Here is a 7,595-nt window from a genome sequence, read left to right on the forward strand (position 1 = left end):
GCGCCTTCGGCGACGATTTTCGCGAACCCGTCGGCCTTGAGGCTCGCGCCGCCGACCAGCGCGCCGTCGATGTCGGCCTCGCGCATCAGGTCGGCCGTGTTCTCCGGCTTCACGCTTCCGCCGTACTGGATCCGCACCGCCTGCGCGAGGTCCGCGCCGTACAGGTCCGCCAGCAGGCGGCGGATGAACGCGTGCACGTCCTGGGCCTGCTGGGGCGTGGCGGTCCGGCCGGTTCCGATGGCCCAGACCGGCTCGTACGCGACGACGACCTGGCGCGCCTCGCCCTTCGCGAGACCCTCGAAGCCGCTCGTGACGTGGCGGCGAACGACCTCTTCGGTTCGTCCCGCGTCGCGCTCCTCCAGGAGTTCTCCGACGCAGAGGATCGGCACGAGGCCGAAAGAGAACGCCGCACGCACCTTCTTCGCCACCACCTCGTCCGTCTCGCCGAAAATGTGCCGCCGCTCGCTGTGGCCGAGGATGACGCAGCGGCACCCGAGGTCCTTGAGCATGGGTCCGGCCACTTCGCCGGTGAACGCGCCTTCGCGCTCGAAGTACATGTTCTGGCCGCCGACGACGAGCGGCGAGCCCTTCGCCGCTGCGACGACGGCCTCCAGGTACGGTGCCGGCGGACACACGCCGACCTCGACGCCCCGCACCCCGGCCGCGGTCTTCGCCGTCGCCTTCGCCAGCGCCACCGCGCCCGCGCGGTCCGTGTTCATCTTCCAGTTGCCGCAGATGAACGGCTTTCGCATCCGTGTTCCTTCCTTCGCGCGGCAGGTCTCCCGACCCGCCGCGCAAAAACTTGGACGGCAAACGGCCGCTAAGCCGCAAGCGGCTAGACCTTCGCGTCGGTCTCCAGGGTGCGTCCGACCGCCTTGGCGATCGGCACGAGGGCCTTCATCATCGCGTCGAACTCGTCCGGCACGAGTTGCTGGGGCCCGTCGCTCAGGGCCTTCTCCGGGTTCGGATGGACCTCGATCATGAGGCCGTGCGCCCCGGCCGCCACCGCCGCCAACGCCATCGGCGCCACCAGGTCGCGCCGGCCGGTCGCGTGGCTCGGGTCGACGATGATCGGCAGATGCGAGACGCCCTGGACGTTCGGCACGGCCGCCAGGTCCAGCGTGTAGCGGGTGCTCTTGTCGAACCCGCGGACGCCGCGCTCGCACAGGACGACGTTCCGGTTCCCTTCCGAGAGGATGTACTCGGCGCTCATGAGGAGTTCTTCGACGGTCGCTGCCGGCCCGCGCTTGAGGAGGACCGGCTTGTCCGAGTGGCCGACCTCCGTCAGGAGGGCGTAGTTCTGCATGTTCCGCGCGCCGATTTGCAGGACGTCGGCGTACTCCGCCACGAGTTCCATTTGCCGCGCGTCCATCACTTCCGTCACGACGGGCAGGCCGGTCTCCCGGCTCACGTCGCGGAGGATCTTGAGGCCCTCCAGCCCCAGGCCCTGAAAACTGTAAGGGCTGGTTCGCGGCTTAAAGGCGCCGCCCCGGAGGAACGCCGCCCCCGCCGCCGCCACTCGCTTCGCCACCAGGCGCACCTGCTCCTCGCTCTCGACAGAGCAGGGGCCCGCGATCACCGCCAGGTGCTTGCCGCCGATCTTGCGGCCGCGGACCTCGACGACGGTGTCCTCGGCGTGGAAGTCCCGGCTGGCGAGTTTGTAGGGCTTCATGATGGGCATGACGGACTCGACGCCCGCCAGCACCGCCACCGACTCCGGCCGCAACTTCGCCTCGTCGCCGATCGCCCCGATGATCGTCCGGAACTCGCCGCGCGACATGTGGGCCTTTAGGCCCATCTGCTCGATCCGCTCGATGACCGCTCGGACCTCGACGTCGCTCGCGTTGGCCTTCAGAACGATGATCATGCCGCCCGCCCAGTTCATCCTGCGCTCACCATTACGGGGAACGACCCCAGCACGCGCAACTCGCGCGTGTGCGCCTTCGCCTCCTCCAGCGCCTCGCGCACAGGCTCGTCGTCCCCGTGCCCCTCGATGTCCACGAAGAAGTAGTATTCCCACGATTTTCCGGGCGCCGGGTGCGACTCGATCTTCGTCATGTTCACTCCGTGCCGGCGAAATATGTCCAGCACTTCCACGAGCGCCCCCGCCTTATGCGCGGTGCTGAAGAGGAGGCACGATTTGTCGCGTCCTGTCGGCTTCGGGTTCTCTCGCCCCAGGACGAGGAACCGCGTCTGGTTCTGCGGATTGTCCTCGATCGCCGGCGCCAGCACCGCCAGGCCGTAAAGTTCCGCGGCCATGGCGGACGCAATCGCCGCCGTTCCGCGCACCTTCGCCGCCAACAGCGCCGCCTCCGCCGTCGAATCCACCGCCACCTGGTCCGCGTGCGCCAGGTTCTGGCTCAGCCAGCCCCGGCACTGGTCGAAGACCTGGGGCTTCGAGTACACCTTCAACACCTTCGCGAGGTCGGCCGTTTTGCCCAGCAGGTTTTGGTGGACCGGCATCGCCATCTCCGCGCAGATCTTCACCGGCCCCTGCACCCCCAGGAAACATTCCATCGTGTCGCGCACCGCGCCGCCCGTCGTGTTCTCGACCGGCACGAGACCGTAGTCCGCCAGGCCGCGCGACACGCCGTCGAACACGCTCGCAATGTCGCGCACCGCCGCCAGGTCCACGCTCCGCCCGAACTTCTCCAGCGCCGCCAGGTGGCTGAAACTCCCCTCCGGGCCCAGGTACATCACCTTCGCCGGCATCTCCAGCGCCAGGCTCCCGCTCATCAACTCCTTCCAGATCGCCCGCAGAGTCGCCTCCCGGAGCGGGCCCGCGCTGGCCGACGCCACACGCTCCAGAACCTCCCGCTCACGTTCCGGCGCGTACGCCGCGTTCTGACCCGCCTCACGCTTGAGGCACCCGATCTCGACCGCCAACCTCGCCCGCTCGTTCATCAGCCGGACGAGGTCCAGGTCGATCTCGTCTATCTTCTTTCGAATCGCTTCGAGGCTCATGCGGATCCCCGTTTTCCGGCCGTTCGGCGGTCCTTCCGCGAACGGGCTTGGCGCATACTTTCCCCCGGAAACGCCCCAATTTAGCCCCCTTCGCCCTCACCGTCAACCTAAAAAGGCATGCCCGCTCGCCACACCCGCCGTGGCGGGGTGGCGACCGCCGGCCTCCCGCGCGCCGTTCGCTTTTCAATCCGCAATCCGAAATCCGCAATCCTTCCTCCCCCTTCCCGCCGGATTTCTGGTGACTTGCCGGCCCGCCCCTGCTAGCATAATTCATTTGTACGGTGCGCCCGGCCGTTGCCCCCGGGCGCGGCAACCTGCCGGGGTGGCGGGATGAAACCAGGGCAATCGAACGGAGATGGGCCATGATGCGACGATATGGGGTGCTGATGGGTTGCATGGTTGCTGCCATCCTGTTCCTTGGTGTCGCGGGCTGCACAGGCGAGAATGAGGGCGCCGGGGGCAAAGCCAAGGGCAAGGAAGAGGCCAAGGTCGAACTTCCTCCCGCGGCCGCCGATGCTGTCAAGGCCGCCTTCCCCAAGGCCAAGATTGAGGAAGTCAAGGTCGAAGAGGAAGAGGGCGTGACCCTCTATGAGGTTGAACTCGAGCAGGACGACGCGGAGATGGAAGTCGAGGTCGCTCCCGACGGCACGCTCGTCGAAATTGAGACCGAGATCGCCCAGAAGGACGCGCCGGAGGCCGTCCTCCAGGCGGTCCAGGCCGCCGACCCCGACGCCAAAATTGAGGAAGTTAAGAAGATTGAGATCCGCGCTGAAATCAAAAAGGCCGAGGCCGACAAGCCCGCCCAACTCGTCAAACTCGACAAGGCCAAAATCGTCTATGAGGCCGAACTGAAGAAGGACGGCAAGGAAGGCGAAATCACCGTCGCCGCCGACGGCAAGGTCGTCGAGCCCCTCAAGTGGGAAGAAAAGGAAAAGGGCGAGAAAAAAGAGGAAAAGGGCGAGTGACTGTGTCGCTTGTCCCTGCTCGTCGTTGGACCCCTTCGGGGCGGCTTAGCGTGCCGTTCACATTTAGCCGCCCGCCTCGTCCCTGTTCATGTTGGACCCCTTTGGGGGCGGGCGCGTATTGTGCCGTTCGCAATGGGTGGTCCGTTGGTTCAGCGCGCGTCCGTGACCGGTAATCGACATAACTCCGGCGGCAAGATCGGCACCGCCCCGTCTTGCGAGCAGACGTAGCCGGCTACGCGACACGCGTGTTCTGCGATCGCCCTCAGATCGCAATCCGCCAACAGGCCCATCGTTACCGTCGCGGCGAATGCATCGCCCGCACCGACGGTATCGCGGACCTGTACCGGTTCCGCCTGAACCGAGACCGTCTGGGATCGATCCTTCAGGGTCGCGCCGCGGCCGCCAAGCGTCAGAACCGCCAATTGCAGATCAAATCGCTCAATCAGTTGTTCCAGTTGTGCCGCATCCGATGCTTCGTCCAGATTGAACAAGCGCGCCAGCACCAGCAACTCTTCGTCGCTCAACTTCAGCACGTTGCACCGCCGCAGCGACTGTTCAATCACGGATCGATCGTAAAAGTCCTGGCGCAGGTTCACATCGAACACACGCCGACAATTCGGCCGGGTGGCATCCAGGAACCGCTGGATCGTGCGGCGCGACTCTTCTTCGCGCTGCGCCAGGGTGCCGAAGCAGACGGCCTCCGCACGCGGCGCCAGATCCGCCGTCGCCTCCGTCCAGGGAATATAATCCCAGGCCACATGCCGGTGGATCGTGAAGTGCGGAGAGCCGTGGCCATCGAGTCGGACCTGAACGGACCCGGTGGGCGCCTGCGGAATACGGGCGACGGTGTCGATCCGCACACCATGGGCCACAAGATGGTCCAACGCGCGGTCGCCCAGCGGATCCTGCCCGACGCCGCTGACCACCCACGCTTGCGCGCCCAGGGCGGCGGCGTGCGAGGCAAAGTTGGCCGGCGCGCCGCCGAATCGCGCCTCGTCGTCAAACACGTCCCACAACACTTCGCCGAGACCGACGACAATCGGCGCGATGGGCGGCCGGTTCGAAAACGTTTTCGGCATCAGGCAATCCCTAATTTCTTCTGAATCTCTTCGAGCGGCACGCCCTTGGTTTCCGGCATGATGAAGATCACCCACAGCAACTGGCCGACCATGCACAAACCGTAGAAGGCGAAGATGTGGCCGCCGGAAATTTCGGCGATCATCGGGAAACTCTGTGAGATCACCGCCGCAAAAATCCAGTGCGTGAAACTGCCCAACGCCTGGCCACGCGCTCGCACCCGGTTGGGAAAAATCTCGCTGATGAACACCCAGATCACCGCGCCCTGACCGAAGGCGTGCGCCGCAATGAACACCAGCAGACTGACGAACACGATCATCCCGCCGCTGCTGGTGATCTGGCGCACCATCTGGCCGCCTTCATTCTCGACCATCTGACTTTGGGTATAGAACGTCACCGCCGTGACGCCCAGGCTGAGGATATAGCCGACCGAACCGAAGATCATCAGTTTCTTGCGGCCGAAATGGTCGATCACCGCCAGGGCGGCCATCGTGAAGATCAGGTTCACCGTCCCCAGTCCGACCGAGTTCAGCAGGCTGGCGCTCCCCCCGAACCCGGCGCTCTCGAAGATGCGCTTGGAGTAGTACAGGATCGCGTTGATCCCGCTGAGTTGGTTGAAGGCGGCGATCGCAACAGCGAGCAGGATCGGTTTGAGATACTTGGCCTGGAAGAACGGCTCACGCAAACTGTGCCGCTCGATATCCAGCGACTGCTTGATCGCGACGATTTCCACCTCGACCGATTCGTCGGCCGCATCCGTCCCCACCAGCCGCAGCACCGTCCGGGCTTCGTCTTCCCGTCCTTTGGCCAACAGCCAGCGCGGACTGCGCGGCACCAGGAACAGCAACAGGAACCACGCCGCCGCCGGAAACGCCTCCACGCCGAATATCCACCGCCACTCCAGTTCACCCAGGCCCAGCGACCCGAGGATGAAGTTGGAGCAAAAAGCCAGCAGAATACCCAAGACGATGTTGAACTGGACCAGGGCCACCAGCCGGCCGCGAATTTTCGCCGGCGATATCTCGGCGACGTACATCGGTGAAACGACCGACGCACCCCCGACGCCCAGGCCCCCTATAAAGCGGAAAATCACGAACGAGTACCAATCCCACGCCAACGCGCTGCCCACGGCCGAAACGAAATACAGCACGGCCAGCCAGAACATCACGGTGCGCCGGCCGAATCTGTCCGTCGGCTTGCCCACCGCGATGGCGCCGATGATCGTGCCGATCAACGCGCTCGAGACCAGGAACCCGTGCCAGATCGCCTGCGCATTCGCGGTTATGCCCTCGTACGGCCGGAACAGTTGTTGAAGTTTCTGTTCCGCGCCGGAGATCACCGCCGTGTCGAACCCGAACAGCAACCCGCCAAGGGCCGCAATGACGGCATACCCTAAAACGTAACGTCTGCTTTGTTTCATGGACGGCTCCGTGTGTGAGATGAGAACATGTTGCACGAAAATCCCCGACCGGTCGCCGGTTCACAATGAACGCGGCTTCGAACCGGTCGAAACGCAACAATGGCAGACATCCTAGTTGCGGGGGGGGGCAAGTCAAGCCAGAAAACCGTAAATTTTTCCCCCCCGCGTGAGCGCCGTTCCCTCCTTTCGCTCGCTCAATTCCAGATTGCCTTTCCGCTCCTGAACAGTTCCAGCAGGTCGTGTGTGGCGCAGATCACCGCCCACCCGCTCCCGCACGCCATTCGAGCCCCGATCCTAAGGCGCCGCCCTGAGTCCCGGCGCGCCCCTGGCAGGGGGGATGTGACTGGCTGTGCCTGCCCGCCATAGCCCTCTGCTTCGCCCTGCGTAGCGGGCTTCGCAGAGCAGGGTCGGCGACGGCGGGGCTGTTAGGCCCATTCATGGGCCTTGGCCCCGCGTTAGCGGGGTTTAGCCCCGCCATTTTATGGCGGGGTGACCGGCCGCCGCCTTCCCTTTCCTTTTCTTTTCCCTCTCCGCCCCGCTGAAAGCGGGGCGGAGAGGAAAAAGAAAAAACATCAGGCTGTCTTGGCGCGCTTGCGAACCGGGGCTAAAAGCCCCGGTCTACTCGCCGCTCACGCGGCGCCAAGGCGGCTGAAGCCGCCTCCTAACTACCCTGCGCCAACACCATGCCAGAAAAAATAGTCACACCGCGCACCTTTCTGACCTTCGGTCTTTTCCAGCCGCCTATTGGGCCAGGCGGAACCGGTCGGCCTTCTCCAGGTCGGCGGAGCCTTCGGCGACCCACTCGGCGTCGGCGAGTTCGCCCCACCGGCGGGCGTACTCGTCGAGGCCGTCGGCCGCCTGGCTCAGGAGCGCGTCGCCCCCTTCGTACGTCGGCCGCGCGCCCGATTCCCGCACCACCTCGCGCAGCACGTGCGGGTGGTCGATGATCATGCACGGTTTCAGATAGTTGTCCGAATACGGCTGGCGGGCGCGAATTCGACGGAAGAACGGGCTGTCGAGCACCTCGTGGAGCGACTTCGCGCGGATGTTGTCCACGGCAAACTGGGCGAAGACGCACGGCTCCACGTCGCCGTGCACGTTGATGTGGACGTAGTACCGCCCGCCCGCCATGCACCCGCCCACGAGGGCCCCGTCGTTCCAGAAGTCCA

Annotated in this window: 7 protein-coding genes; 1 reads left to right on the plus strand and 6 read right to left on the minus strand. The window is 65.1% G+C overall.

Features of this window, described 5'->3' with window-relative positions; genetic code table 11:
• The 3 genes from tpiA to pheA all read right to left on the minus strand — a co-directional run.
• Window positions 1-752 (minus strand): triose-phosphate isomerase (gene tpiA, locus NTX40_00665; GenBank protein MCX5647605.1); only part of this gene is annotated, 752 nt, incomplete at its 3' end.
• An 83-nt stretch (window positions 753-835) separates the two neighbouring features.
• Entirely contained in the window at window positions 836-1,867 is a 1,032-nt protein-coding gene (gene aroF, locus NTX40_00670; protein MCX5647606.1) for a 3-deoxy-7-phosphoheptulonate synthase, read from the minus strand.
• A 14-nt stretch (window positions 1,868-1,881) separates the two neighbouring features.
• The gene (pheA, locus tag NTX40_00675) at window positions 1,882-2,964 is read right to left on the minus strand and encodes a prephenate dehydratase (GenBank protein MCX5647607.1); all 1,083 of its coding nucleotides are present in this window, start codon (window positions 2,962-2,964) and stop codon (window positions 1,882-1,884) included.
• Window positions 2,965-3,326: 362 nt separating this feature from the next.
• Here pheA and NTX40_00680 point away from each other — a divergent pair, with 362 nt between their 5' ends.
• Complete coding sequence (locus NTX40_00680) at window positions 3,327-3,929, plus strand: PepSY-like domain-containing protein (protein MCX5647608.1); 603 nt, start codon at window positions 3,327-3,329, stop codon at window positions 3,927-3,929.
• Window positions 3,930-4,078: 149 nt separating this feature from the next.
• On the opposite strand, the gene NTX40_00685 is transcribed toward NTX40_00680, so the two are convergent.
• The 3 genes from NTX40_00685 to NTX40_00695 all read right to left on the minus strand — a co-directional run.
• On the minus strand, window positions 4,079-5,008 hold the full coding sequence (locus NTX40_00685; protein ID MCX5647609.1) for a carbohydrate kinase: 930 nt from the start codon (window positions 5,006-5,008) through the stop codon (window positions 4,079-4,081).
• A complete protein-coding gene (locus NTX40_00690) occupies window positions 5,008-6,426 on the minus strand; it encodes a sugar porter family MFS transporter (GenBank protein MCX5647610.1) in 1,419 nt (472 codons plus the stop codon). The genes NTX40_00685 and NTX40_00690 overlap by 1 nt, the downstream gene beginning before the upstream one ends.
• Window positions 6,427-7,167: 741 nt before the next feature.
• On the minus strand, window positions 7,168-7,595 hold a 428-nt coding region (locus tag NTX40_00695), incomplete at its 5' end, for an SPASM domain-containing protein (protein ID MCX5647611.1).

It is taken from the genome of Planctomycetota bacterium (assembly GCA_026387035.1).
Taxonomy (GTDB): Bacteria; Planctomycetota; Phycisphaerae; order FEN-1346; family FEN-1346; genus JAPLMM01.